General features: G+C 65.8%; 22 protein-coding genes, 1 tRNA gene and 1 pseudogene. 11 read left to right on the forward strand and 13 right to left on the reverse strand.

Going from position 1 to position 24922, the window contains the following annotated elements; translation table 11 throughout:
• Nucleotide 1: 1 nt before the first annotated feature.
• Nucleotides 2-1468 carry a D-alanyl-D-alanine carboxypeptidase/D-alanyl-D-alanine-endopeptidase gene (gene dacB / locus ACIP21_RS02015; RefSeq protein WP_400683352.1) on the reverse strand — a complete coding sequence of 489 codons (1467 nt, stop codon included), beginning with the start codon at nucleotides 1466-1468 and terminating at the stop codon, nucleotides 2-4.
• Nucleotides 1469-1655: 187 nt separating this feature from the next.
• On the opposite strand from dacB, the gene ACIP21_RS02020 reads away from it, so the two are divergent.
• A complete protein-coding gene (locus ACIP21_RS02020; protein ID WP_046856427.1) occupies nucleotides 1656-2000 on the forward strand; it encodes a YggL family protein in 345 nt (114 codons plus the stop codon).
• A 33-nt stretch (nucleotides 2001-2033) separates the two neighbouring features.
• On the opposite strand, the gene ACIP21_RS02025 is transcribed toward ACIP21_RS02020, so the two are convergent.
• The 6 genes from ACIP21_RS02025 to ACIP21_RS02050 form a co-directional block, all read right to left on the reverse strand.
• Nucleotides 2034-5636: an ATP-binding protein gene (locus tag ACIP21_RS02025; protein ID WP_400683356.1), complete on the reverse strand. Its 3603-nt coding sequence runs from the start codon at nucleotides 5634-5636 to the stop codon at nucleotides 2034-2036.
• Nucleotides 5637-5645: 9 nt separating this feature from the next.
• The gene (locus ACIP21_RS02030) at nucleotides 5646-6266 is read right to left on the reverse strand and encodes a response regulator (RefSeq protein WP_400683357.1); all 621 of its coding nucleotides are present in this window, start codon (nucleotides 6264-6266) and stop codon (nucleotides 5646-5648) included.
• A gap of 282 nt (nucleotides 6267-6548) precedes the next feature.
• Nucleotides 6549-7880, reverse strand: a complete 1332-nt coding sequence (locus ACIP21_RS02035; protein ID WP_400683360.1) for a deoxyguanosinetriphosphate triphosphohydrolase — start codon at nucleotides 7878-7880, stop codon at nucleotides 6549-6551.
• A gap of 81 nt (nucleotides 7881-7961) precedes the next feature.
• Nucleotides 7962-8291 (reverse strand): hypothetical protein, encoded by a 330-nt coding sequence (locus tag ACIP21_RS02040; protein ID WP_400683362.1) that lies wholly within the window; start codon nucleotides 8289-8291, stop codon nucleotides 7962-7964.
• Nucleotides 8288-8662, reverse strand: a complete 375-nt coding sequence (locus ACIP21_RS02045; RefSeq protein ID WP_400683365.1) for a phage holin family protein — start codon at nucleotides 8660-8662, stop codon at nucleotides 8288-8290. Before ACIP21_RS02045 ends, ACIP21_RS02040 begins: the two co-directional genes overlap by 4 nt.
• A gap of 9 nt (nucleotides 8663-8671) precedes the next feature.
• Entirely contained in the window at nucleotides 8672-8986 is a 315-nt protein-coding gene (locus ACIP21_RS02050; RefSeq protein ID WP_400683367.1) for a YqjD family protein, read from the reverse strand.
• 313 nt (nucleotides 8987-9299) lie between these two features.
• Here ACIP21_RS02050 and ACIP21_RS02055 point away from each other — a divergent pair, with 313 nt between their 5' ends.
• The 4 genes from ACIP21_RS02055 to ACIP21_RS02070 all read left to right on the forward strand — a co-directional run bounded on the left by ACIP21_RS02055 (nucleotide 9300) and on the right by ACIP21_RS02070 (nucleotide 12137).
• Nucleotides 9300-10508: an ammonium transporter gene (locus ACIP21_RS02055; protein ID WP_400683369.1), complete on the forward strand. Its 1209-nt coding sequence runs from the start codon at nucleotides 9300-9302 to the stop codon at nucleotides 10506-10508.
• 74 nt (nucleotides 10509-10582) lie between these two features.
• Nucleotides 10583-10822 (forward strand): glutaredoxin family protein, encoded by a 240-nt coding sequence (locus ACIP21_RS02060; RefSeq protein WP_400683372.1) that lies wholly within the window; start codon nucleotides 10583-10585, stop codon nucleotides 10820-10822.
• 70 nt (nucleotides 10823-10892) lie between these two features.
• On the forward strand, nucleotides 10893-11201 hold the full coding sequence (locus tag ACIP21_RS02065) for a transcriptional regulator (protein ID WP_400683375.1): 309 nt from the start codon (nucleotides 10893-10895) through the stop codon (nucleotides 11199-11201).
• Nucleotides 11202-11252: 51 nt separating this feature from the next.
• On the forward strand, nucleotides 11253-12137 hold the full coding sequence (locus tag ACIP21_RS02070) for a pseudouridine synthase (protein WP_400683378.1): 885 nt from the start codon (nucleotides 11253-11255) through the stop codon (nucleotides 12135-12137).
• Between the two features lie 146 nt (nucleotides 12138-12283).
• Here the strand turns inward: ACIP21_RS02070 and ACIP21_RS02075 are convergent, their stop codons facing one another.
• The 3 genes from ACIP21_RS02075 to acnA all read right to left on the reverse strand — a co-directional run bounded on the left by ACIP21_RS02075 (nucleotide 12284) and on the right by acnA (nucleotide 17533).
• Nucleotides 12284-13849 carry a methyl-accepting chemotaxis protein gene (locus ACIP21_RS02075; protein ID WP_400683381.1) on the reverse strand — a complete coding sequence of 522 codons (1566 nt, stop codon included), beginning with the start codon at nucleotides 13847-13849 and terminating at the stop codon, nucleotides 12284-12286.
• Nucleotides 13850-13947: 98 nt separating this feature from the next.
• Nucleotides 13948-14724 carry a lysostaphin resistance A-like protein gene (locus ACIP21_RS02080; RefSeq protein ID WP_400683384.1) on the reverse strand — a complete coding sequence of 259 codons (777 nt, stop codon included), beginning with the start codon at nucleotides 14722-14724 and terminating at the stop codon, nucleotides 13948-13950.
• Nucleotides 14725-14791: 67 nt separating this feature from the next.
• On the reverse strand, nucleotides 14792-17533 hold the full coding sequence (gene acnA, locus ACIP21_RS02085) for an aconitate hydratase AcnA (protein ID WP_400683387.1): 2742 nt from the start codon (nucleotides 17531-17533) through the stop codon (nucleotides 14792-14794).
• Nucleotides 17534-17754: 221 nt separating this feature from the next.
• On the opposite strand from acnA, the gene rlmM reads away from it, so the two are divergent.
• The 3 genes from rlmM (at nucleotide 17755) to pdxB (ending at nucleotide 20341) form a co-directional block, all read left to right on the forward strand.
• Nucleotides 17755-18819, forward strand: a complete 1065-nt coding sequence (rlmM, locus tag ACIP21_RS02090) for a 23S rRNA (cytidine(2498)-2'-O)-methyltransferase RlmM (RefSeq protein ID WP_400683389.1) — start codon at nucleotides 17755-17757, stop codon at nucleotides 18817-18819.
• A gap of 76 nt (nucleotides 18820-18895) precedes the next feature.
• Nucleotides 18896-19138, forward strand: a complete 243-nt coding sequence (gene tusA / locus ACIP21_RS02095) for a sulfurtransferase TusA (protein WP_198748295.1) — start codon at nucleotides 18896-18898, stop codon at nucleotides 19136-19138.
• Nucleotides 19139-19198: 60 nt separating this feature from the next.
• A complete protein-coding gene (pdxB, locus tag ACIP21_RS02100; protein ID WP_400683393.1) occupies nucleotides 19199-20341 on the forward strand; it encodes a 4-phosphoerythronate dehydrogenase PdxB in 1143 nt (380 codons plus the stop codon).
• 170 nt (nucleotides 20342-20511) lie between these two features.
• Here pdxB and ACIP21_RS02105 read toward each other — a convergent pair whose 3' ends face one another.
• Entirely contained in the window at nucleotides 20512-20685 is a 174-nt protein-coding gene (locus ACIP21_RS02105) for a PA1571 family protein (protein WP_400683395.1), read from the reverse strand.
• A 157-nt stretch (nucleotides 20686-20842) separates the two neighbouring features.
• Here ACIP21_RS02105 and ACIP21_RS02110 point away from each other — a divergent pair, with 157 nt between their 5' ends.
• From ACIP21_RS02110 to ACIP21_RS02120, 3 genes and pseudogenes are all read left to right on the forward strand, one after another.
• A complete protein-coding gene (locus ACIP21_RS02110; protein ID WP_400683398.1) occupies nucleotides 20843-22606 on the forward strand; it encodes an ABC transporter transmembrane domain-containing protein in 1764 nt (587 codons plus the stop codon).
• Between the two features lie 763 nt (nucleotides 22607-23369).
• A pseudogene (locus ACIP21_RS02115) lies at nucleotides 23370-23480 on the forward strand (hypothetical protein); the annotation flags it as partial.
• Nucleotides 23481-23708: 228 nt separating this feature from the next.
• Nucleotides 23709-24413 (forward strand): methyl-accepting chemotaxis protein, encoded by a 705-nt coding sequence (locus ACIP21_RS02120; RefSeq protein ID WP_400684281.1) that lies wholly within the window; start codon nucleotides 23709-23711, stop codon nucleotides 24411-24413.
• A gap of 56 nt (nucleotides 24414-24469) precedes the next feature.
• Here the strand turns inward: ACIP21_RS02120 and ACIP21_RS02125 are convergent.
• Both ACIP21_RS02125 and ACIP21_RS02130 read right to left on the reverse strand, forming a co-directional pair.
• A tRNA-Pro gene (locus ACIP21_RS02125) sits at nucleotides 24470-24546 on the reverse strand.
• Between the two features lie 79 nt (nucleotides 24547-24625).
• Nucleotides 24626-24847: a YgdI/YgdR family lipoprotein gene (locus ACIP21_RS02130; protein ID WP_110631211.1), complete on the reverse strand. Its 222-nt coding sequence runs from the start codon at nucleotides 24845-24847 to the stop codon at nucleotides 24626-24628.
• Nucleotides 24848-24922 lie beyond the last annotated feature (75 nt).

Consider the following 24922-nt stretch of genomic DNA (forward strand, 5'->3'; position numbering starts at 1 on the left):
ATCACTGGCCTGCTGCAGCGGTCGCGCTGCTGTTCAGCTTCGGCTGGCGATACAGGTCCAGCAGCACCTGGTCGAGCACCTGCGAGGCGCCCCAGGGTTTCGGGTCGTTGAGAATCGCCGACACCGCCCAGGTGTTGCCGTTGCTGTCGCGGCTGAAGCCGGCAATGGCGCGCACGGTGTTCAGGGTGCCGGTCTTGATGTGGCCTTCGCCGGTCATGGCGGTGCGCTTGAGGCGCTTGCGCATGGTGCCGTCCATGCCCACCAGCGGCATCGAGCTCATGAACTCGGCGGCGTACGGGCTGTTCCACGCCGCCTGCAGCAGTGCGGCCATCTCGCGGGTGCTGACCCGCTCGGCACGCGACAGGCCGGAGCCGTTCTCCATCACCAGGTGCGGCGCGGTGATGCCTTTCTTCGCCAGCCACTGGCGCACCACGCGCTGCGCGGCGCGGGCATCGTCGCCGTCGGCGTCGGTGCGGAACTGCGCGCCGATGCTCAGGAACAGCTGCTGGGCCATGGTGTTGTTGCTGTACTTGTTGATGTCGCGGATCACTTCCACCAGGTCGGGCGAGAAGGCGCGGGCCAGCAGGCGGGCGCTCTTGGGCACGTTCTCGACACGGTCGCGGCCCTGGATGCTGCCACCCAGCTCGTTCCAGATCGCCCGCACGGCGCCGGCGGCGTAGGTCGGGTGGTCGAGCAGCGACAGGTAGGTCTGCGAGTTGCAGCCGTCGCCGAGCTGGCCGGTGACCGTCACGCTGATGCCGTCGGCCTGCTGCACCGGGTTGTAGCGCACGTCGCCACTGCACTGCTTGCTGGCCACGGCCTTGACCTGGTTGTCGATGTGGATGCTGGCGATCGGCGGCTCGACCGCCACGCTGACCTTGCCGCCGTCGTTGCGGGCGACGAAGCGCAGGGCCTTGAGGTTGATCATCAGCGAGTCGGGCTTGACCAGGAACGGCTTGTTGACGTCGCCGCCATCGTCGTCGAACTGCGGCAGGTTGGGCTGCACGAAGTGGCTGCGGTCCAGCACCAGGTCACCGGTGACGGTGCGCACGCCGTTGGCGCGCAGGTCACGCATCAGCAGCCAGAGCTTTTCCATGTTCAGCTTGGGGTCGCCGCCGCCCTTGAGGTACAGGTTGCCGTTGAGCACGCCGTTGCTCAGGGTGCCGTCGGTGTAGAACTCGGTCTTCCACTGGAAGGTCGGGCCGAGCAGCTCGAGGGCGGCATAGGTGGTCACCAGCTTCATGGTCGAGGCCGGGTTCACCGACACGTCGGCGTTGAACACGGTGGGGGTGCCTGGGCCGTTGAGCGGCAGCATCACCAGCGACAGCGCGCTGTCCTGCAGCTTGTTGGCCTTGAGCGCCTGCTGCACTTTTGCGGGCAGGGTGGTGTTGACGGCGGCGGCCTGGCTGGGCAGTGCGAACGGCAACAGCAGGCCGGCGAGAACGAGGGGACGGAGCGCTTTGATCATCTGAAGTAAATACCCTGCGGACGAGGGAGAAAGATATCGGGGCTATAAGAAATGGTGGCCCCACGACGAAATATAGCGGGCATTATGCCCCAAGCGCAGCGCCGATGCGCCACGTTCGACGGAAAAGCGCCTTTGTAGCGTGGAAACTGGTAAAGTGCCGCGCGTTATTACTCAAGAGGATTGTTTCATGGCTACCAACCGTTCCCGTCGTCTGCGCAAGAAGCTGTGCGTCGATGAATTCCAGGAGCTGGGTTTCGAACTGAACCTGGGTTTCAAGGAAGACCTGTCCGACGAAGCCATCGATGCCTTCCTCGACGCCTTCCTGGCAGACGCCATGGATGCCAACGGCCTGGACTACGTCGGCGGTGACGACTTCGGCCTGGTCTGCTCGGTCAAGCGTGGCTCGGTCAGCGAAGAGCAGCGCGCTGCTGTCGAAGCCTGGCTCAAGGGCCGCAGCGAACTGACCAGCATCGAAGTCAGCCCGCTGCTGGACGCCTGGTATCCGGAAAAGCCGATCAACCCGGCTTCCTGATCCGCGCCTGAGGCCGCCCGCCCGGGCATCGCTTCAGCCAGCCCTGGCCCGATACCGGGCCAGGGCTTTCTCCACGCGGCGCATATGCCGCGCCAATGCCTGCCGCTGCTGTTTCTGGCGTGCCACAGGCAACTCTTCTTCCAGCAGGGCCTCGCAGGCCATGATCACGTTCCGCGCTTGCAGCATGCGCGCCGCGCTGAGGATCTTGTGCGCCTGTTCGCCAAGGGCCGAGGGGTCGCTGGCCGGGTCGATGGCCATGAGGGCTGCCAGGTCATCGTGCAGGCTGCGGTGCAGGGCCTCGACAAAACGGGCGCGCCCGCTGCTGCTGTCACCGACGATGCTGGCCAGGTTGCTCAGATCGAACAGCGTGCGCTCCGGCGGCTGTGGGCGCGGCACGATGCTCGCCAGCCGCGCGCCGAGGCTGCGCAGGCTGATGGGTTTGAGCAGGCAGTCGTCCATGCCGGCCGCCAGGCAGCGCTGCCTGACCTCTGGCTGGGCATTGGCGGTGTAGCCGAAGATCACGCAGGGGGCGCGCCTGTGCTGGTGTTCTTCGGCGCGAATGGCCGCTGCCACCTGATAGCCACTCAGGTGCGGCATGTTGCAGTCGAGGATCAGCAGGTCGCACCAGCGTTCGCGCCATTTGCCCAGGCCCTCGTGGCCATTGCCGGCGCTGCGCGGCGTGAGCCCCAGGTACTCCAGTTGTTGCGTCAGCAGCAGCAGGTTGGCCGGGTGGTCGTCGACCACCAGCACGTTCAGCAATGGGTCGGGTGTTTCGATGAGTTCGGTTTGCGGTGCCGAGGGCAGCTGTGCCTCGATGCGTTGCAGCGGTACGTGCAGGTGCACCTGGGTACCGACGTCCGGCAGGCTGGTGATGCTCAGCTCACCGCCCATCATTTCGCACAGGTTGCGGCAGATCGCCAGGCCCAGGCCGGTCCCGGCACGGGCTTCCTGGCTGTGCGGGTTGGCCTGGACGAACGGGCTGAACAGGCGCTGCAGGTCGTCGTCGTGGATACCGATGCCGCTGTCCCGAACTTCGAGCTCCAGGCGCGGCGGCATGGACGGGCCGTTCTCGCGCAGGCTCAGGCTGATACCCACATGGCCCTGTTCGGTGAACTTGATCGCATTGCTGATCAGGTTGGACAGGATCTGCTTGAAGCGCAGCGGGTCGAGCAGGGCATGGCAGCGGGCGGCTGGGCTGATGTCGAGCTCCAGGGCCAGGCCCTTCTGTCGGGCCTGGCCTTCGAACACCCGCACCACCGATTCGACCAGGGCTGCCGGGTCGACGGGCTCGGGGATCAGGGACAGGTGGCCGGACTCGATGCGCACGATGTCCAGGATGTCACCGATCAGGCCCAGCAAGTCGTTGGCCGAATGGTGGGCCACCTCCAGCGCCGTGCTGTCCACCAGCCCCTGGCGGGCGCGCTTGACGGCCAGTTCGAGCATGCCGATCACGGCATTCATGGGCGTGCGGATCTCGTGGCTGATGGTGGCCAGGAAGGTGCTTTTGGCACGGTTGGCCTCGTCGGCCAGGCGCTTCGACTCGCGCAGCTCCTGGACCAGCTTGCGGCGCTCGCTGATGTCGATCCAGCCACCGATGATGCCTTGCACTTCGCCCAGGGAATCGCGGTAGGGCAGGATCCAGTGGTAGATGGTGATGTCCCGCGCCCTGACGCGCAGGGGGCGATCGAGGATCAACGGGACGCCAGCAGCCATGACCTGCAAGTAGTCGGCCTGGATCTGCCGGGTGTGTTGCGCATCGGCGAACAGGCTGTCCTCCAGGCGTTTGCCGATGACCTCTTCGCGGCGGGCATCGACGGCCTCCAGGTAGCTGGCATTGCAGCTTTGCAGGTGGCCTTCGCGGTCGCGCACATACATGGGGTGGGGCGTGCCGTTGAGCAGGGCGCCCATGAACTCCAACTGGTCGCCAAGCGCCCGCTCGGCCCGCTGGCGCTGCTTGATCTGGCGGCGCAGGCGCGCATTCCAGGCCAGCGCCAGCAACAGCAGCAGGCCGGTAGCCAGCAGCACTTGCAGGATCAGGCGCCGCACCCCATGCCAGACGCTGTCGTCATGCTCGCCATAACCGCGCCAACGGTTGTTGATCACCCCCAGTTCTTCCGGCGAGATGCTCATCAGGGCTTTGTCGAGGATCGAGGCCAGCGCCGTGGCTTCGGCGTTGGTGGCCATGGCAAAGGTGCTGGGCTCGGTGCCGACTGCGCTGCGGATGATCAGCTCGGGGTTGCCCGCCACGGCGTGGTTGGCATCGAGCAGGGTGGTGATCACGGCGTCGACGGCGCCGCTGCTCAACAAGGCCATGGAATAGTAGGGGCTTTCGGTTTCGATCCAGCCCGTCTGCCGGTAGCGGCGGCTGAGCCATTCGGCCATGGTGCTGTAGCGGGTGATGGCGACACGGCGGCCGTGCAGTTGTTCGAGGGAGGTGTAGTGAGGGGGGCTGGCGCGGGTTACCAGCACATGGGCGCTGTCCAGGTAGGGGCGGCTCAGGCGCACGTGCTGTTCACGCATGCCGTCGACGGCGACGGCGGCCAGTACGTTGACCCGGCCGTCTTCGAGCCGGGCCAGCATGTCGGCGATGCCGTTGGCCCGCTGCACTTCGAAGCGCAGGCCGGTACGCAGGCGAATCAGGTCCAGCAGGTCGGCCGTTATTCCGCGGAACTGGCCGCTGCCGTCGAAGTACGACAAGGGGGCCGCGGTTTCGTCGACGGCTACCTGCATGATCGGGTGTGCTTGCAACCATTGCTCTTCGCTGGGCGTCAGCTGCAGCTTGCGCTCGTTGAGCAGCAGGTCGCCGCCGGCACTCCAGCGCTTGAAGATCGCCGTGCGCACCGTGGCGGGCAGGCGCAGGAGAATCTGGTCCACCAGCGCTTTGAGGTGGATGTCCTCGGCCCGCATGGCGAAGCCGAAGCCGACGTTTTCATGCTGGCCGAAGCTGGCCATGCGCAGCCGCGGCAAGTGGCCACGGTTGAGTTGGTAGTGGGTCGAGAGGGTATCGCCGATGAACACGTCGGCCTGGCCAAACGCCACGGCGTTGAGTGCCTCGGTGGAGGAGGCGAAGGCCAGCAGTTCGGCCTTGGGGTAGGCCGAGCGCATTTCCTGTCGCGGCAGATAATGGTAGAGCATGCCCAGGCGCATGCCTTCCAGGCCGCGGTTGAGCGCGCGTTTTTCGTTCTCGCGGGTGACCAGCACAGGTTGGTCGATGGCGTAGGGGCGCGAGAGTACCAGGCCATCGCTGGCTGCCTCGTAGCCATTGGCACTGCCGAGCAGGTCGATTTCGCCACGTTTGAGAGCCTGTACCGCGGCGTCGCGGTCAGGGTAGCGCAGCACCTTTACCGGCAGCTGCAAGGCCTTGCCGAGCAGGTTCGCGTACTCGGCCGTGAGGCCCTGGTAGTCGCGCCCGCCGCTGGTGATGTCGAAGGGCGGGTAGTCCGGGGCCGAAGTCCCCAGGCGCAAGGCTTCGCGGCCGGCCAGCCAGTCGCGCTGCCGGGGGCTGAGGAGGGGTTGCTCCGTGGTCGGGGAGGAGCGGGCGAGCAGGGTGTAGGAGGTGACGCCGGGCTGCGCGGCCCAGGCTCCGGGGCTGACCAGCATCAGGCTGAGGAGCAGGAGGGCTAGCAGGCTTGCCATCATCGCCCCTCAGACCAATGCATTGCGTTTGGCAATCTCGATCAGGTCGACCAGGGTGTCGACCTGAAGTTTCTGCATCAGGCGCTTCTTGTAGGTGCTGACGGTCTTGTTGCTGAGAAACATGCCCTTGGCGATTTCCTTGTTGCTACGCCCCTGGGCGAACAGTTGCAGGACCATGAGTTCACGGTCATTGACCAGGCGGAACAACCTGAGGTCGGCGTCGGCGGTTTCGTGGTCGCCATGGATGGCCTGGCTGGGGAAATAGTTGTAGCCGGCCAGCACTGCCTTGATCGCGCTGAGCAGTTCGCCCAGGTCTTCGGCCTTGCACACATACCCTGCCGCCCCCGAATGCATGCAGCGCACGGCGAACAATGCCGGCGACTGCGCGGTCAGGATCAGCACCTTCAGCGGCAGGGCCATGGCTTGAAAGCGCGAAAGCACTTCAAGGCCATCGAGCTTGGGAATGCTGATGTCGAGAATGACCAGGTCGGGCTCGGTTTCACGAATCATCTGCATGGCGTCCACGCCGTTGTCCGATTCGCCGACAACCTTGTAATGCTGGTTTTCGAGAAGCATACGGACGGCCAGACGAATGACGGGATGGTCATCGACAATAAATACGGATTGCATATTCAACTTCCCTGCGACGGGTGACGGAGGCAGGCTGCACCTTAACTCAGTTATTTCTCGTCGGGGACGCGAGGAATGGCGATTAACCGTATATGGGAAACGACTTACAACGGAATGCAACGAGGACTACGAGGTGTAAGAATTTAATTCGTTTTAATGCCATTTATTTCGAACTAACCGGCAGGTTTTCGAGGCGTGTTTAATGGTCGAGTTAGTTATGTAGGAAATTTCCTTCAAGTTGTGGCGCCGCACTGTGCACTACCGGCGGCGTCACCCCCGGTGTCATGTCGGGCTGGAGCGCCCGGTCATTTCCCGGGCCATCTCGCTGGCGTAGCTGTCGGTCATGCCGGCGATGAAGTCGATCATGCGCAGGAAGGCCTGGTGCAGGGAGTCATGCGGGTGGGGCGCGTTGTTGCCGATCAGGTCGAGCACGCGGCGGCTCTTGAATGACGGCGTGCGTCCGCCATGCTGCTCGAGGGCGGCGCCGCAGAAGGTGTTGAGGAGGATTTCCAGGGTGGTGTAGGCGCCGATTTCGTGCAGTGTCTTGCGCTTGTCCTGGAAGATCTTCTTGCGCGCCATGTCCTTGGCCTGCAACACGCAGTGCTGGGCGGGGCCGTGCATGTGTTCGACCAGGTCGCCGCTCAACTGGCCGGCGAGCAGCGCCTGCTGCTGTTCGACGAAGGCGTGGGCGGCGGCGTTGGTCAGGTGTTCGATGGCCTTGCCGCGCAGGATCGCCAGCTTGCGCCGGCGCGAATCCCCAGGGCCGAGCTGGCGGTAGGTTTCCGGCAGGTCGTCGCCGACCAGGTCGAGCAGCAGCGCCTCGACCTCGGCGTAGTGCAGCAACTCCATCTCCAGGCCGTCTTCCAGGTCGATCAGCGCGTAGCAGATGTCGTCCGCCGCCTCCATCAGGTAGACCAGCGGGTGGCGTGCCCAGCGCTGGTCTTCGAGTTGCGGCAGGCCGAGCTTGCGGGCGATCTGCTCGAGCAGCGGCAGTTCGCTCTGGTAGCAACCGAACTTGTGCTTCTTGTAGCCCAGGGCATCGGCGTGGCGGGCGCTCCAGGGGTACTTGAGGTAAGTGCCGAGGGTGGCGTAGGTCAGCCGGGTACCGCCATCGAACTGGTGGTATTCGAGCTGGGTGAGTACCCGAAAGCCCTGGGCGTTGCCTTCGAAATTGAGGAAGTCGGCGCGTTCGTCGTCGCTCATGTCGTCCAGCCAGCCACGTCCGGCAGCCTGCTGGAACCAGTGGCGGATGGCGTCCTCGCCGGAGTGGCCGAACGGTGGGTTGCCGATATCGTGGGCCAGGCAGGCGGACTGCACGATCATCCCCAGGTCGCTCGGCTCGCACCAGTCGGGCAGACTGTGGCGCAGGGTTTCGCCGACGCGCATGCCGAGCGAGCGGCCGACGCAGCTGACTTCAAGGGAGTGGGTCAGGCGGGTGTGGATATGGTCGTTGCTGGAGACGGGGTGAACCTGGGTCTTGCGCCCCAGGCGGCGGAACGCGCCTGAGAAGATGATCCGGTCGTGGTCCTTGTGGAAGGGGCTGCGCCCCAGTTCATCGGCGCTGTAGAGGGCTTTGCCGAGGCGTTCGCGGGTGAGCAGGGTGTGCCAATCCAAGGCGCTGTCTCCTGTCGATCGAGGGGTATCGCTTCCGGTGTCCCGGCAGGTTGCACAAGCGGGGTTGCCGCTGCCAGCGCACTAGGGGCGCCGGCTGCCTTGCATGAACAGTTTTACCAGCGGCAGCAGGCTGCTGCCAAGGCGTACCAGGCGCGAAAGATTGCCACTGCGCACGCCCTTGCCGGTCAGGAAGCCCAGCGCCACCACCGCGCCGATGCCCCACAACGGCGCATGCTTGATGCCCAGCCCTTCATGCAGTGAGCCACCCATCCCGCGCAGGCGCTCCAGTGGCTGCAGCAGCTGCCCGGATTCGTGGCGGATCTGCTGGCGGTGCATCTCCATGCGCAGGCGCAACAGCGCCTTGCGCAGTTCACGCGGGTTTCGCGTGTTCGGCAGTTCAGGCAGGTTCATGGCAACAGGCGCTCCCGGTCCTTGGCAAGTTCTTCGAGGGTGGCGCCGAAGGGTGAGGACTCATCGAACACGGCGGCCTTCAGGCGCAACCCGCAAAACACTGCGGCGGCGCTGTAGAACACACAAAGCCCGATGATCCCGGCCAGGCGATAACTGTCCCACAGCAACACCAGCAGCAGGCCCGAGAGCGCGGTCAACAGCAGCAGTGCGAACACCAGTGCCAGGCCTGCGAACAACAGCAGGCGCAGGGTGCGCCCTTTCTGCTCCTGCAACTCGATGCCGAACAGTTCGATGTGGCTGTGCAGCAGCCCCAGCAGCGCCGCGCCCAGGCGCCTGCCGGAGGCGCTGGTGCCAATGGCGTCATTCTCCATGGGGGCTCCTCAGTGGCGGTTGGCCAGCAGGCCGATCAGCAGGCCGACGCCGGCGGCGATGCCGATGGCCTGCCAGGGGTTTTCCTGGACGTACTGCTCGGCGCTGCCCAGGGCCGCCTGGCCGCGCTGGCGCACCGAGTCCTGGGTCAGTTGCAGGGTTTCACGGGCCTGGGTCAGGCGGTCGTGGATCTGTTCGCGCAGCTCGTCGGCCTGGTCGCCCGCCAGGTTGGCGGTGTCGGCCAGCAGCTTCTCGGTGTCGCGAACCAAGGCCTGGAAGTCAGCCATCAATATGTCTTGTGCAGTCTTTGCCGATTTGCTGGCCATGGGGCTCTCCCTGTGCAGGTGTGTTGGTCTTTCGAGTTGGCGGCTACGTGGAAGGTTCAGTCTACGCTGGTATGCGCCTTGCTACGGTTTGTTGCCACAACGCGGGGCATAGCCCGGGACGCTGCGCCGATAAAGGGCGCCGAACCCGGCGGATACCGATAAACCTTAACCCAATCCACGACAAACCCAAGAAAAAACCACGCAGGCCTGGCCCCCTTCACCGCGACGGGGCAACGGGCTGGCACCGATTCGGTGCAGGGATGCAGGTTCTTGAACTGTCCTGGTGCCTTTTTCAGCAGGTCTGCCATCCCCTATGGAAAACACGCTCAGCGCGATGGACTCCCTTGTCCACGGTTCCAACACCCTGTTCATCCTCATGGGCGCCATTCTGGTGCTGGCCATGCACGCCGGCTTCGCTTTTCTCGAAGTCGGTACCGTGCGCCACAAGAACCAGGTCAATGCCTTGTCGAAGATCCTCAGCGATTTCGCCATCTCGGCCCTGGTGTACTTCTTCGTCGGCTACTGGATCGCCTATGGCGTGAACTTCCTGCACCCGGCGGCGCAGTTGGCGGCGGATCATGGCTATGCGCTGGTCAAGTGCTTCTTCCTGCTGACCTTCGCCGCGGCGATCCCGGCGATCATTTCCGGTGGCATCGCCGAGCGTGCCCGCTTCGTGCCGCAGTTGTGCGCGACGGCGTTGATCGTGGCGTTCATCTATCCGTTCTTCGAAGGCGTGGTGTGGAATGGCAACTTCGCGCTGCAGGCCTGGCTGCAGGCCCGTTTCGGCGCACCGTTCCATGACTTCGCCGGCTCCGTGGTGGTGCACGCCATGGGCGGCTGGCTGGCGCTGGCGGCGGTCCTGCTGCTGGGCGCGCGGCGCGGGCGCTACCGCGATGGCCGCCTGGTGGCCTTCGCGCCATCGAGCATTCCGTTCCTGGCGCTGGGTTCGTGGATCCTGATCATCGGCTGGTTCGGCTTCAACGTGATGAGCGCACAGACCCTGCAGGGCGTGAGCGGCCTGGTGGCGATCAACTCGCTGATGGCCATGGTCGGCGGCACCCTGGCCGCCTTGTGCGCCGGGCGCAACGACCCGGGCTTCCTGCACAACGGCCCATTGGCCGGGCTGGTGGCGATCTGCGCCGGCTCCGACCTGATGCACCCGATCGGTGCGCTGGCCACCGGGCTGGTGGCGGGCGTGCTGTTCGTCTGGAGCTTCACCGCCGCGCAGAACCGCTGGAAGATCGACGACGTGCTCGGCGTATGGCCGCTGCACGGCCTGTGCGGGGCGTGGGGCGGGATCGCCTGCGGTATCTTCGGCCAGGCCGCGTTGGGTGGCATGGGTGGCGTCAGCCTGGTCAGCCAGCTGCTCGGCACCCTGGGCGGCATCGTGGTGGCGCTGCTGGGGGGCTTTGCGGTGTACGGGCTGATCCGTCAGGTGCATGGCCTGCGCCTGAGCCACGAGCAGGAGTTCCAGGGCGCGGACCTTTCGCTGCACCGTATCGGTGCCACCAGCCAGGATTGAGCCATGCCAGGTGCGCGCAGGGCAGGGCGGGCCTAGAATAGGCTTCCATCCACCGCCAGATCGAGCCCTGCGCCATGCTGCCTGAATGCCAACTCTTCGGTACCATCGGGTGCCACTTGTGCGAAGTGGCCGAGTCGGTGCTGATGCCCTTCGCCGACCATGGCCTGCTGATCGAACTGATCGACATCGCCGAAGACGAGGCGCTGTTCGAGCGCTACGGGTTGATCATCCCGGTGCTGCGGCGCTGCGACACGTCGGCCGAGCTGCACTGGCCGTTCGACGCCGAGCAGGTGGTGGCCTTTCTCGGCCAGTGACGGCGTGCCGATTTGACGGCGGTGCCCGGGGCTTCGTATGCTGTATATAAATACAGTATCGAGGTAACCCATGCACAACGTCGAGCAACTCAAGTACAGCGTCAACCGCATGCCGGTCGAGCGGGTGTGCGACGCCGTGCTGGAACTGCGCCTCGAAGGCCTGGTGCTCGACGAGCGCACGCCGTTCGGCAAGGTCCATTTCAACACCTGTTTCGCCGAGATCGAGGCACTGTTCCAGCGCGCCGGTTACCACCGCGGCCTGGACGTGGTGGGTTACCAGGGCCTGGTCTATGCGCTGTACGACCCAGGCCGATGGGAGGCGGTGCACGTGCTGCGCTGGCTGAAGGAGCGCAGCGAGGGCACGGTCGAGGCTGGTTGAGCCTGCGGGCTTGGGGGATAATGCGCGGCCTTGACCGCACCGAGCCTCGCCATGACCACGCCATTCGACCCCGCCCGCCAGCAAGCCAGCACAGTCTGCCTGCCCCCCGGCAACTGGGCCACGGTGCTCGATTGTCTGTGCGACCACTTCAAGGCCATCGACCGGGAGCAGTGGCTCGACCGTTTTGCGCGTGGCCGGGTGCTGGGCGCCGATGGCCAGGCGATCGCCGCCGACCTGCCGTATCGCCGCGGCATGCGCCTGCACTATTTCCGTGAGGTGCCCAACGAGAAGCCGATCCCGGTGCAGGAAACCGTCCTGCATGTGGACGAGCACCTGGTGGTGGCCGACAAGCCGCATTTCCTCCCGGTGACGCCGACCGGCGAGTACGTCGAGCAGACCTTGCTGCGGCGCCTGATCCGGCGGCTGGACAACCCGCACCTGGTGCCGCTGCACCGCATCGACCGGCACACGGCCGGGCTGGTGCTGTTCTCGGCCAACCCGCAGACCCGCAGCGTCTACCAGCGCCTGTTCCCCGAGCGGCGCATCGACAAGCGCTACCAGGCGATCGCTGCGGCCATGCCGCAACACCAATACCCCCTTGTGCACAAAAGCCGGCTGGTGCATGGCGAACCGTTCTTCCGCATGCACGAGGTCGAGGGCGAGAGCAACAGTGAGACCCTGGCCGAGGTGTTGGAATGCAACGGTGAGCTGTGGCGCTATGGGCTGTCGCCGGTGACCGGCAAGACCCATCAGTTGCGGGTGCACATGGCGGCGCTGGGGGCGGGGATCTGCAACGACCCGTTCTATCCGCAGCTGCTGCAGGAAGAGGATGACTACCAGCGGCCGCTGAAGCTGCTGGCGCAGAGCTTGCGCTTCAGCGATCCGCTGACGGGGGAGGAGCGCTACTTCGAGAGTCGCCTGACCCTGGACTGGTAGGGTATTGCCACAGGTACAGCATCAGCTTTGCAGCCGCACCGTACCTGTGGGAGCGGGTTTACCCGCGAAGCGGTCAACGCGGTGGATGGCACGGGCTTCGCCCGTGTTCGCGGGTAAACCCGCTCCCACAGAGGTTGTGCCAGGCGTTAGCGGTTGAAGCGCTCAACCAGCGAGTACTGGGTGCCGGCCGTGGTGGTCAGCTCTTCACTGAGTTGGGCCGAATGCTGCGCCTGTTCGGCGGTCTGGTCGGCGAGGTCGGCGATGGTGCTGATGTTGCGGCTGATCTCGTCGGCCACGGCGGTCTGCTCTTCGGTGGCGGCGGCGATCTGCGTGGCCATGTCGGTGATGTTGGCCACCGCTTCGCTGATCCCGATCAGTGCCTGGTCGGCCTGCATCACCCGCTCGACACCTTCCTGGGCCTGGCGGTGGCCGGTCTCCATGGTCAGCACGGCATTGTTGGCGGTCTGCTGCAACTTGGCGATCAGGCCGTGGATCTGCCCGGTCGATTCGGCAGTGCGCTGGGCCAGCTGGCGGACTTCGTCGGCGACCACGGCAAAGCCGCGGCCCATCTCGCCGGCGCGGGCCGCTTCGATGGCGGCGTTGAGCGCCAGCAGGTTGGTCTGGTCGGCGATGCCCTTGATCACATCGACCACACCGCCGATCTCGTCGCTGTCCTTGGCCAGCTGGGTCACGGTGGCACCGGTTTCGCCCACGGCCGTCGACAGGCGCTCGATGGCGTCACGGGTTTCCCCGGCGATCTGCCGACCTTCGTGGGTCAGGCGGTTGGCTTCCTGGGTGGCATCGGCGGTGCGCTGCACGTGGTTGGCCACTTCCTGGGTGGTGGCGGCCATCTGGTTGACCGCGGCGGCCACCTGTTCGGTTTCCACCCGCTGGCGCTCCAGGCCCGACGAGCTCTTGTGCGCCAGGGCATCGGACTGGCGTGCCTGTTCGCTGAGGTGCTCGGCGCTGTCCTGCAGGCGGGTCAGGCAGGTCTTCATGCGCGCGTCCTGGCTGAGCATGGCCATCTCCAGGCGTGCCTGCACGCCGCGGCTGTCGGTGTACATCTGCGCGATCAGCGGGTCGGAAGTGGTCTGTTCGGCGAGGCGCAGCAGGCGCTTGAGGCCGCGTTGCTGCCAGGACAGGCCGAGCAGGCCGAGCGGTACCGAGAGGCCGGCGGCCAGGGCGAAGCCCCAGGAATGGCCAAGCCAGTTGCCGATCAGGAAGCCGACCTGGCTGACCAGGATGAACGGCAGCCAGTCCTGTACCACGGGCAGCCATCGGTCACGGCGCGGCACGGCGGTCTTTCCCTGGTTGAGGCGCTGGTACAGCGCTTCGGCGCGGCGGATCTGCTCGGCGCTGGGTTTGACCCGCACCGACTCGAAGCCGACCACCTGGTTGTTGTCGAAGACGGGCGTGACGTAGGCGTTGACCCAGTAGTGGTCGCCGGATTTGCAGCGGTTCTTGACGATGCCCATCCAGGGCTGGCCTTGCTTGAGGGTCTGCCACATGTGCGCGAACACCGCCGACGGCACATCGGGGTGGCGCACCAGGTTGTGCGGCGCGCCGGTCAGTTCTTCGCGGGTGAAGCCGCTGATGTCGATGAACGCGTCGTTGCAGTAGGTGATCACACCCTTGGCGTTGGTCGTGGAGATCAACCGCTGTTGAGCAGGGAAAGTCCGTTCTCTCTGGGTAATCGGTTGGTTGTTACGCATGGGTCGAGTAATCCGCAAGGCTTTCGACAGATATCGGCAAGCCACTGGTTTTATTGAACGAATATTTAATCAACTGATCAGGCAGCAATGCCTGTTGGCTAGCCAACAGCCAGCATCGGGTAACTGAACAGGACGAAGTGCGCCAGGTTGAGGCCGAAATGGCACAGCACTGCGGCCGCCAGTCCGCCCATTCGATAAGCCAGGCCATAGCCGATGCCCGCCAGCGTGGCCAGGCCCACCCATTGCCAGCCAGCGCCCAGGTGCGCCAGGCCGAACAGCACCGCGGCGACGATCAGCGCCAGGCCCTGGTGCCGCAGCAGGCGCTGCAGGCCGCCCTGCAAGTAGCCGCGGAACAGCAGTTCCTCGGCAAGGCAGACCAGCAGCAGGTTGTTCAGCAGCCACAGCCAGCCCTGGTCTGGCCATTTCGGTGCCCAGGCCAGCCAGTTCATGGCCCAGGCGCCGCCCAGGCAGGCGATCGAGGTCAATGGCAGGACCAGCAACACGCTGCCGGCCATGCCGCGGGCACGCAGGATCAGCAACCACGGGCAGGCCAGCAGCAGCCAGGCGCCGATCAGCGGCTTGTCGAGGTTGAGGTACAGGGTGAAAGGCAGGGCGCCTTCGCTGAACACCGCCTTGTCGATGACCTTGGCGTTGTTGAAACCGGGTAGCCAGTGCAGGGCCAGGGCGATCGCGAGCACGATGAACATGCCGTTGCCGAGCAACTGCTGCCAGCGTAACGGGCGTCGGGCGAGCCAGGCTGTGACGATCAGGGCCGTGAAGGTGGGCAGGCTGGCGAGGGTGAGGCTGCCGTAGCTCAGGGCCAGGGCATAGCCCATGGCGAGCAGGAGCAGGACCATCCAGTTGATACGGGGCATTGGCATTCCTTGTCACGGGGCGATCGTGTGTCGACCCACCCCGTGATGATGCCATTCCCCCGTCTGCTCAGGGCGTAATCAATTGCCGCAGGACATAGTGCAAAATCCCACCGGACTTGAAGTACTCCACTTCATTGAGCGTATCGATCCGGCACAACACCTCGATCTCCTGCTGCTGCCCGTCCTCGCGGGTGATGCGCAGAGGCAGGCTCATGCCCGGCGTCAGCGCCGCGCCGCCGAGTCCCAGCACGTCGATGCGCTCCTTGCCGGTCAGCCCGAGCTGCTTGCGGTCATGCCCGGCCTTGAACTGCAAGGGCAGCACGCCCATGCCCACCAGGTTGGAGCGGTGGATGCGCTCGAAGCTTTCCGCCAGCACCGCCTTGACCCCCAGCAGGTTGGTGCCCTTGGCCGCCCAGTCGCGGCTGGAGCCGGTGCCGTATTCCTGGCCGGCGATCACCACCAGCGGCGTGCCTTCGGCCTGGTAGCGCATGGCGGCGTCGTAGATCGACAGCTTCTCGCCGCTGGGCACGTGCAGGGTATTGCCGCCTTCCTCGCCGCCGAGCATTTCGTTGCGGATGCGGATGTTGGCGAAGGTGCCGCGCATCATCACTTCATGATTGCCGCGCCGCGAGCCATAGGAGTTGAAGTCCCGTGGCTCCACGCCCTTGTCGCGCAGGTAGCGCCCGGCGGGGCTGTCGGCCTTGATGTTGCCGGCCGGGGAGATGTGGTCGGTGGTCACCGAGTCGCCGAGCAGGGCGAGGATGCGCGCGCCGTGGATGTCTTCGATGTCCGGCAGCGGCCCGCCGATGTCGTCGAAGAACGGTGGGTGCTGGATGTAGGTGGAGGCATCCTGCCAGACATAAGTGGCTGCCTGGGGCACCTCGATGGCCTGCCACTGGGCATCGCCGGCGAAGACTTCGGCGTATTCCTTGTGGAACATCGCCGTGTCCACCTTGGCCACCGCCTCGGCGATTTCCTGCTGGCTCGGCCAGATATCGCGCAAGTACACCGGCTGGCCATCCGTGCCGATGCCCAGCGCATCACGGGTCAGGTCGACCCGCACGCTGCCGGCCAGGGCATAGGCCACCACCAGCGGCGGCGATGCCAGCCAGTTGGTCTTCACCAGCGGGTGCACGCGGCCTTCGAAGTTGCGGTTGCCCGACAGCACCGAGGCGACGGTGAGGTCGGCGCTGCCGATGGCGTGCTCGATGGCCTCGTCCAGCGGCCCGGAGTTGCCGATGCAGGTGGTGCAGCCATAACCGACCAGGTCGAAGCCGAGCTGGTCGAGGTAGGGCGTGAGGCCGGCGGCCTTGTAATAGTCGGTGACCACCTTGGACCCAGGCGCCAGCGAGCTCTTGACCCAGGGTTTGCGCTGCAGGCCTTTTTCCAGGGCCTTTTTCGCCACCAGGCCGGCAGCCATCATCACGCTGGGGTTGGAGGTGTTGGTGCACGAGGTGATCGCAGCGATCACCACCGCGCCGTCGCGCAGGGTGTGGGTCTGGCCGCCATGGCTGTAGTCGATTTCGCCGGCCTGGTCGGCATTGCCCACCGCCACGCCACCGCCGCCTTCGCTTTCCAGGCGGCCGACTTCCTTGGCCAGGGGTTTGGGCTGCAGTTCGATGAAATGGTCGAAGGCCTGGCTGACCTGGCCCAGGGCGACCCGGTCCTGGGGCCGCTTGGGCCCGGCCAGGCTGGCCTCGACCTCGTGCATGTCGAGGGCCAGGGTGTCGCTGAACAGCGGTTCCTGGCCTGGGTTGCGCCACAGGCCCTGGGCCTTGCAGTACTGCTCCACCAGCTCCACGGCCGCGCTCGGGCGCCCGGAGAGACGCAAGTAGTCGAGGGTCACCTGGTCGACCGGGAAGAAGCCGCAGGTGGCGCCATACTCCGGCGCCATGTTGGCCAGGGTGGCACGGTCGGCCAAGGGCAGGTCGGCCAGGCCGTCGCCGTAGAACTCGACGAACTTGCCGACCACGCCTTTCTTGCGCAGCATCTGCGTCACCGTCAGCACCAGGTCGGTGGCGGTGATGCCTTCGCGCAGCTTGCCGGTGAGCTTGAAACCGATCACTTCGGGGATCAGCATCGACACCGGCTGGCCGAGCATGGCCGCCTCCGCCTCGATGCCGCCGACGCCCCAGCCGAGCACGCCGAGGCCGTTGATCATGGTGGTGTGCGAATCAGTGCCGACCAGGGTGTCGGGGAAGGCGTAGGTGCGGCCGTCGACTTCGCCGGTCCACACGGTGCGGCCCAGGTATTCGAGGTTGACCTGGTGACAGATGCCGGTGCCCGGCGGTACCACGCGGAAGTTGTCGAAGGCGCTCTGGCCCCAGCGCAGGAAGGCGTAGCGTTCGCCGTTGCGCTGCATTTCGATGTCGACGTTCTGTTCGAAGGCCTGGGGCGTGGCGTAGCGGTCGACCATCACCGAGTGGTCGATCACCAGGTCCACCGGCGACAGCGGGTTGATCCGCTGTGGGTCGCGGCCGGCCTTGGCCACGGCGGCGCGCATGGCGGCCAGGTCGACCACCGCGGGCACCCCGGTGAAGTCCTGCATCAGTACCCGCGCCGGGCGGTACTGGATCTCGCGGTCGGAGCGGCGCTCCTGCAGCCAGGCGGCGAGGGCGCCCAGGTCGTCGCGGGTGACGGTCTTGCCATCCTCCCAGCGCAGCAGGTTTTCCAGCAGTACCTTGAGCGACATGGGCAGGCGTTGCAGGTCGCCGAGCTGGCCGGCGGCCTCCTGGAGGCTGTAGTAGTGGTAGGTGTGGTCAGCCACCTGGAGGGTCTTGAGGGTGTTCAGGCTATCGAGCGAGGGCATTGCCGACTCCTTGTGCAGCGGGGCCCGGCTTTTGCTGGGTGAGGCCGGTGCCCCCGCGCTGTTTCGGTCCGCACGGCACGGACCTGGCTGAATGGTCAGGTTAGCGCTGTTTGGCGCCCCTGGCTCTTTTCTGGACCGGCGGGGCATGTCGCAGGTTCCGAACTTCCTTTATCATCGCCGCCCTGCCGGCGCCTGTGGCGCCCGCCGTAGTGGAGTGAGAAATGAATACCCTGTTCATGCATTGCCGGCCCGGTTTCGAGGGCGAGGTCTGCGCCGAGATCAGCGAACACGCCGCCCTGCTGGGTGTGGCCGGCTATGCCAAGGGCAAGCCGCAGAGCGCTTGCGCCGAGTTCGTCTGCGCCGAAGCCGAAGGTGCCGAACGCCTGATGGCCCAGCTGCGCTTCGCGCAACTGATCTTCCCGCGCCAATGGGCGCGGGGCACCTACATCGAGCTGCCGGAAAGCGACCGCATCAGCGTGTTGCTCGAGCATCTGGCCGACCTGCCCGTCTTCGGCAGCCTGTGGCTGGAAGTGCTGGACAGCAACGACGGCAAGGAGCTGTCGACCTTCTGCCGCAAGTTCGAGGTGCCGTTGCGCAAGGCCCTGGAAAAGGCCGGTCGCCTGGTCGACAACGCCAGCCTGCCGCGCCTGCTGCTGACCTTCATCAGCGGCCGCCGGGTGTTCGTCGGGGTGGCCGAGGCGAACAACAGCGCGCTGTGGCCGATGGGCATCCCGCGCCTGAAGTTCCCGCGCGAGGCGCCGAGCCGTTCGACCCTCAAGCTCGAAGAGGCCTGGCACCAGTTCATCCCGCGCGAGCACTGGGAGCAGCGCCTGAACGACGACATGACCGGTGTCGACCTGGGCGCCTCGCCGGGTGGCTGGACCTACCAGCTGGTACGTCGCGGCATGCTGGTGACCGCCATCGACAACGGCCCGATGGCCGAAAGCCTGATGGATACCGGCCTGGTGCAGCACTTGATGGCCGATGGTTTCACCTGGCAGCCGAAGCAGCCGGTGGACTGGATGGTCTGCGACATCGTCGAGAAGCCGGCGCGTACCGCCTCGCTGATCGAGACCTGGCTGGGCGAAGGGCTGTGCCGCGAAGCGGTGGTCAACCTGAAGCTGCCGATGAAGCAGCGCTATGCCGAGGTGCGGCGCCTGCTCGAGCGCATGGAGGCGACGTTCAAGGCGCGCAAGGTCAAGGTGTCGATCGTCTGCAAGCAGCTGTATCACGACCGTGAGGAAGTGACCTGCCACCTGCGCCGGCTCGATCTGAAACCGCGTTGATTTCGGGGCCGCGCAGCGGTCCCCTTCATCCACACGAACGGATAAGCCACAATAACGATCATTTGCGGAGCCCCCCATGACTGATTTCACCCCCGACGCGATCCTCGATGCCACCGGCCTGAACTGCCCGGAGCCGGTGATGATGCTGCACCAGCACGTGCGCAACCTGGCTGCCGGCGGCCTGCTCAAGGTCATCGCCACCGATCCGTCGACCCGCCGCGACATCCCCAAGTTCTGCAACTTCCTCGGCCACGAGTTGCTGCAGCAGCAGGAAGACGCCGGCACCTACCTGTACTGGATCCGCAAGAAAGCCGACTGAACCGCGCTGGAACCGGCCTCGCGTAGCGCCTACACTGCGCTCCCCAGACAGGAGAGCGCCATGCTGATAGTTGCCGACGAGAATATCCCGCTGCTCGATGCCTTCTTCCAAGGCTTCGGCGAGATCCGCCGTTACCCCGGCCGCAGCCTCGACGCTGCCAGCGTCAAGGACGCCGATGTGCTGCTGGTGCGCTCGGTGACCCAGGTCGATCGGCAGTTGCTGGCCGGCAGCAAGGTGCGCTTCGTCGGCACTTGCACCATCGGCACCGACCACCTGGACCTCGACTATTTCGCCGAAGCGGGCATTCACTGGAGCAGTGCGCCGGGCTGCAACGCCCGTGGCGTGGTCGACTACGTGCTGGGCAGCCTGTTGACCCTGGCCGAACTGGACGGCGTGGCACTGGCGCAGCGCACCTATGGTGTGGTCGGCGCCGGTGAGGTCGGTGGGCGCCTGGTGCGGGTGCTGCATGGCCTGGGTTGGAAGGTCCTGGTCTGCGACCCGCTGCGCCAGGCCGCCGAGGCTGGCGACTACGTCAGCCTCGAAACCCTCCTCGAACAATGCGATGTGATCAGCCTGCACACCCCGCTGGAGCGCGGCGGCGAGCATCCGACCTGGCACCTGCTGGGCGAAGCGCAGCTGGCACGCCTGCGCCCCGGCGCCTGGCTGCTCAACGCCAGCCGCGGGCCGGTGGTGGACAACGCTGCGCTGCGCGAGCTGCTGCTGGACCGTGAAGACGTGCACGCGGTGCTCGATGTGTGGGAAGGCGAGCCGCAGGTCGACCTGCCACTGGCCGACCTGTGCACCCTGGCCACGCCGCACATTGCCGGCTACAGCCTGGACGGCCGCCAGCGCGGCACGGCGCAGGTCTACCAGGCCCTGTGTCGCTTCCTTGGCGAGGCCGAGCGGGTACAACTGGCCGAGCTGCTGCCGCAGCCGCCGTTGGCGCAGATCGAGCTCGATGCAGGTGCCGACCTCGCCTGGTCCCTCGCGGCGCTGTGCCGTGCCGTGTATGACCCGCGGCGTGACGATGCGGATTTTCGTCGTAGCCTCAGCGATGACGTGGCGCAGCAGCGGGCGGCGTTCGACCAGTTGCGCAAGCAGTATCCGCCGCGGCGCGAGGTCGAAGGGCTGGCGGTACGGATCCGCGGGGAGGCGCCGCAGCTGGCGCAGATGGTCAGCGCCTTGGGTGGCGTGCTGGTTTGATTGCCAGGTAAGCCTGTGCCTGCCTCTTCGCGGGTGAACCCGCTCCCACAGGTACTGCATCGTCTGCAAGGGCTGTGCGATTCCTGTGGGAGCGGGTTTACCCGCGAAGAGGCCGGCACAGGCTGAAAAGTAAAAACCCGGCACATGGCCGGGTTGTAAAAATCTGCATTTCAGCCTTTGTGCACTTTCTTGACCCGGCTTTTTTCCAGGTCTTCGCAGGCCTTCTGGATCATCTCTTCAGTGATCTCGACCTCGCGGCCCTGGGCGTCGATGACCGTGCCACACGCCTTGGGTTGCGGTTTGCTCTGCGGTTTCACGGTGTCACTACCCTGTTGCAAGCTCATCGATGGTCTCCTTCTCAGGTTCAACGTCATGGCATTCTCAGTCCACCAGAAACGCTGAAAAAGCTCCAGAGGCTTGTTAGAACGTTGGGCTATTAATCATTGCCCGTGACGAGGAGTGATAGGCTTCAGGCTACTTCGTGTCTTTCTGGTCCGCGCCATGCCTGATCCGGTCTCTTCCCGTCAACGCCGAGCCTTGCAGCTCGCCTGGCAGTTCATGCGCCCCTATCGCCAGCAGGCGCTGCTGGCCTTGCTGGCGCTGGTGGTCACCGCCGCCATCACCTTGTCCATGGGCCAGGGCATCCGCCTGTTGGTCGACCAGGGCTTCATGACCGGCTCGGCGCACCAGCTCAACCAGACCATCGGTCTGTTCCTGGTGCTGGTGCTGGCCCTGGCGGTCGGCACGTTCAGCCGCTTCTACCTGGTGTCCTGGATCGGTGAGCGCGTCGTGGCGGATATCCGCCGCGCGGTGTTCGACCACCTGATCGGGCTGCACCCGGGCTTTTTCGAGGACAACCGCAGCTCCGAGATCCAGTCGCGGCTGACCACCGACACCACCTTGCTGCAAACGGTGATCGGTTCGTCGCTGTCGCTGTTCCTGCGCAACGCCCTGATGGTGCTTGGCGGCGTGGTGCTGCTGTTCATCACCAACCCCAAGCTCACCAGTATCGTGGTGATCGCCCTGCCGCTGGTGCTGGCACCGATCCTGCTGTTCGGCCGGCGTGTGCGCAGCCTGTCGCGGCAGAGCCAGGACCGGGTGGCGGACGTCGGCAGCTACGTGGCCGAAACCCTGGGGCAGATCAAGACCGTGCAGGCCTACAACCACCAGGGGCGTGATCGCGAACTGTTCGCCGGCACGGTCGAGGCGGCATTTGCCGTGGCCCGCCAGCGCATTGCCCAGCGCGCCTGGCTGATCACCCTGGTGATCGTGCTGGTACTGGGCGCGGTCGGGGTGATGCTGTGGGTCGGCGGCATGGACGTGATCGATGGGCGTATCTCGGCAGGCGAACTGGCGGCGTTCGTGTTCTACAGCCTGATCGTCGGCAGCGCCTCCGGCACCCTCAGCGAGGTGATCGGCGAGCTGCAACGCGCTGCCGGCGCTGCCGAACGCATTGCCGAGCTGCTGGCGGCACAGAGCACCATCCTCGCCCCGGATGCGCCGCTGCCCCTGCGGCGCCAGCCGGGTGGCGGGCGCATCGAGCTGCAGCAGGTGGCCTTCGCCTATCCTTCGCGGCCCTCGGTCGCGGCCATCGATCAGCTCAGCCTGAACATCGAGCCGGGCCAGACCGTGGCGCTGGTCGGGCCGTCCGGCGCGGGCAAGTCGACCTTGTTCGACCTGCTGCTGCGCTTCTACGACCCGCAGCAGGGCCGCATCCTGCTCGATGGCCAAGCGATCAGCGCGCTGGATCCGGCCGACCTGCGCCGCCAGTTCGCCCTGGTGGCGCAGAACCCGTCGCTGTTCCGCGGCACGGTCGAGGCCAACATCCGCTATGGCCGCCCCGAGGCGACCCAGGCCGAAGTCGAGGCCGCGGCTCGCGGCGCCCACGCCGATGAGTTCATCCGGCAACTGCCCCAGGGCTACCAGACGCCTTTGGGGGAGGGTGGCGTCGGCCTCTCCGGCGGGCAGAAGCAACGCCTGGCGATTGCCCGCGCGTTGCTGGTGGATGCGCCGATTCTGCTGCTCGACGAGGCCACCAGCGCCCTCGACGCGCAGAGCGAGCACCTGATCCAGCAAGCGCTACCCGGGCTGATGGCCGGGCGTACCACGCTGGTCATCGCCCATCGCCTGGCCACGGTGCAGCACGCCGACCGCATCGCGGTCATCGACCAGGGGCGGCTGGTGGCGGTGGGGACGCATCGGCAACTGGTCGAGGAAAGTCCGTTGTATGCGCGCCTGGCGCAGCTGCAGTTCACCACGGGCTGAGGGTCGTGGAAATGTAATATTTCTGTAGCAATTGCCTGAGAGTATGGCGTTCAACTGTTGTGTAAGTGCTCGACCTGGCTGCTATCGATCGATGGCAGCTTTTTTTTGCCCAGCGTACGAGGACAAGGATGTCTGTCGCGGCGCTGCCAACCACGCGCCATTCCCTTTTATCCTTGTTCCGAGATCCGCGATGCTGCGTAAATCCCTCCGCACACAAATCCTCACCCTGCTTGGCGGCAGCTTGGCGGCGATGCTGCTGATCGCCCTGGTGTGCTTCCAGTTCCTGTCCTCCAGCGTGCGCGGCTACGCCGAGCTGGTCGATGGGACGCTACGGGCATCGCAGTTGATCGACGAGGCCAACCTGCAGTTCAAGATCCAGGTGCAGGAGTGGAAGAACGTGCTCCTGCGCGGCCGCCAGCCAGCCGAGCTGGACAAGTACTGGCAGCAGTTTCAGGCCCGTGAGCAGCAGGTGCAGCAGTTGCTCGGGCAACTGATCGACAGCAGCGACGCCACCCTCAAGGCACCGCTGCAGCAACTGCGTGACAGCCACCGGCAGCTTGGCCTGGCCTACGAGCAGGGGCGACAGGCGTTCCTCGCCGCAGGCGCTGATCCGGTGGCCGGTGACCAGGCCGTGAAAGGCGTGGACCGTGCCGCCAGCGAGCAGATGAGTGCGCTGGTCGAGCAGTTGCGCGCCGACTCCCGGGCCCGTGCCGCCGACATCAGCGCCAGTGCCGAGCGTACCGTGTGGCTGGGTGTACTGGTGATGCTGGGGTCGGCGGTGCTGGTCGGCCTGTTCAGTCTCTGGTTGGTCAACCGCAGCCTGATCGAGCCGATTCGCCAACTGATCGAATACGTCGCGCAGCTCAGCCATGGCCGCTTCGCCGCGCGCGTCGACAGCCGCCGCGAAGACGAGCTGGGGCGGCTTGCCCGGGCGGCCAATACCCTGCGTGACTTCCTTGCCGAAACCGTCGGCCGCCTCAAGGACAACGCCCAGGAACTCGATGGCGCCAGCGGCCAGTTGCGCAACATCGCCGGGGACATGGCCCGCGGCACCCAGGACCAGTTCCAGCGCACCGACCAGGTGGCCACGGCCATGCACGAGATGTCCGCCACCGCCCAGGAAGTCGCGCGGCATGCCGCCGAGGCGGCGCGGGCCGCAGACGATGCCGACCACAGCGCCCAGGCCGGTGAGCAGGTCATGCAGCAGACCATCGACATCATCGGCGTGGTCAACCGCGAGATCGCCGGCACCGCTGCCGTGATCCGTGACCTGGAAAGCGACAGCTCGCGCATCGGCAAGGTGCTGGAAGTGATCCGTGGCATTGCCGAGCAGACCAACCTGCTGGCGCTCAACGCCGCCATCGAGGCAGCCCGCGCCGGCGAGGCCGGGCGCGGTTTTGCCGTGGTCGCCGACGAGGTGCGCAGCCTGGCCCAGCGCACGGCGGCGTCGATCGCCGAGATCCATCAGATCATCGAGGCGGTGCAGTCGGGCGCGGTGGAGGCGGTCAAGGCCATCGAAAGTGGCCAGCAACGCAGCGAGGAAGGCGCCGAGCAGGTGCAGCAGGCCGGCCAGATGCTGCAGCGCATCACCACGGCGGTGGAGGCGATTCGCGACATGAATCGGCAGATCGCCACCGCGGCCGAGGAGCAGACCAGCGTGGCCGAGGACATCTCGCGCAACCTGATCGAGATCACCCGCATCGCCACGGCCAACCAGCAGGCGGTGCAGCAGACGGAGGAGGCGGGGCATCGCCTGCACGGGTTGTCGGGGCAGTTGGGTGAGGTCACTTCACGGCTGACCGCCTGACCGACGTTTGCAAGACGACAAAAAGCCCGCACAAGGCGGGCTTCTCGGGGAGGATCTGGTCGGAGAGACAGGATTCGAACCTGCGGCCTTCTCGTCCCGAACGAGACGCGCTACCTGGCTGCGCTACACTCCGATGAACAAAATCCTACTGCATCCATTTTTCGCGCGCAAGCCCTCGCAAAGGCGAGGGCCAAGGCTCGAAAAAGGCTCTGTTACAGCTCTTTGACGGTACGGATCTGGTCCTTGTTCAGGCGCGTGCGCTTGCCGTCGAGTTGTTCGAATTCGTAGAAGCCGGAGTCCTCGTCATAGGAGGGGGTATCCACAGCCTGGATCTCGCGGCCGTCGTTCAGGGTGATCACGGTCGGCGAGGCGCAGCCGGCGAGGGCGCCCAGGCCCAGAGCGAGCAGGAAGGCGGGAAGGGTCCGTTGAATCATCGTGTTTCTCCAGTGCGATGGTGCTAGATGACTTTTATGACGCAGCACGTTCGTGCAAAGTTCCTTTCGAATACC

Source organism: Pseudomonas sp. NPDC089401 (genome assembly GCF_044749485.1).
In the GTDB taxonomy this organism is placed as follows: domain Bacteria; phylum Pseudomonadota; class Gammaproteobacteria; order Pseudomonadales; family Pseudomonadaceae; genus Aquipseudomonas.